We start from the raw sequence: 1,047 nt of genomic DNA on the forward strand, positions 1-1,047 counted from the left end.
CCGCTGGGTCTGGCCGGCTTCAGCGAGCGACTGGCGCGACGTCTGGACGCAGCCCTTGCGGCGCCCTTGGGCCTGGAGCGCGTGCCGGCGCTGGGCTTGGTAGATGTCCCGGCCGCGGATCAGCGCGCCGAGCTCGGCTTCGATTTCGCCCTGCCGGAGATCGCGCTGGCGGATCTTGCTGCGGCCTGCGCACGGCACGGCGAAGCCGAGTGGGTGCCGGCTTCGTCGCGACGCGTGGCCGGCCTGATGAGCGGCAAGATCGACCTCGTGTTCCGCGCGGGCGGCCGCTTCCACGTGCTCGACTACAAGGGCAATTGGCTGGGTGAACGCGTGTCCGACTACACGGGGGAGCGTTTGCTCGCGGCGATGGATCACAGCCAGTACCGCTTCCAGGCCCTGCTGTACACGCTGGCGCTGGACCGCTATCTGCTGCAGCGGCTGGGCGGTAGTTATTCACGTGAACAGCAGCTTGGCGAGTGCGTGTACCTGTTTCTGCGCGCGGCCGGGCTGGCGCCGGCGGCGGGGGTGTGGCGACAGCGCTTTGCTCCGGCGCTGATCGAGGAGGCGCAGGCAGCCCTGGCGGGTGCCTGGTCGAATGGGGTGGCGGCATGAGTGCGGCGTGGGATTCATCGGCAGCGGAAGGCTTCGGCCGCTTTGATTTCCGGCGTCGACTGGGCGAGGCCTTCGGCGGGGAAGACGGGGATTTGCGGGCGATTGACCGCGCGGTGGCGCGCTGGGTCTTGGCGCACGGCGGCTCGATGCTGCTGGCGCGGGTGGCGGCGGCGGCCAGTCGCGCGGAAGGCGAAGGCGACAGCGTGCTGGTGCTCACCGGGCAGGACAGCGGGCGGTTTATCGCGGCTCTGGATGCCGAGGCTTTGGCGGCCTTGGCCTGCGAGCCGCTGGTCGCGAGCGTCGAGCAGGCCGCGCAGATGGCGGGCGGCGTCAGTTCCGATGCGTGTGACGCGGCGCCGGGTTGGGCGTTCGTGCTCGACGGAATGCAGTTCTATCTGCGACGCAGTTTTGCGCATGAGCAGGCGCTGGCGGAGA

At 70.1% G+C, this 1,047-nt stretch carries 2 protein-coding genes; both read left to right on the plus strand.

Features of this window, described 5'->3' with window-relative positions:
* A partial coding sequence (locus Q8S40_RS03455) for a PD-(D/E)XK nuclease family protein (RefSeq protein WP_305669291.1) occupies nt 1-612 on the plus strand: 612 nt, incomplete at its 5' end.
* On the plus strand, nt 609-1,047 hold a 439-nt coding region (locus Q8S40_RS03460), incomplete at its 3' end, for a hypothetical protein (RefSeq protein WP_305669292.1). The genes Q8S40_RS03455 and Q8S40_RS03460, both read left to right, overlap by 4 nt.

The sequence above is a fragment of the Falsiroseomonas sp. genome, assembly GCF_030695085.1.
Taxonomy (GTDB): Bacteria; Pseudomonadota; Alphaproteobacteria; order Acetobacterales; family Acetobacteraceae; genus Falsiroseomonas.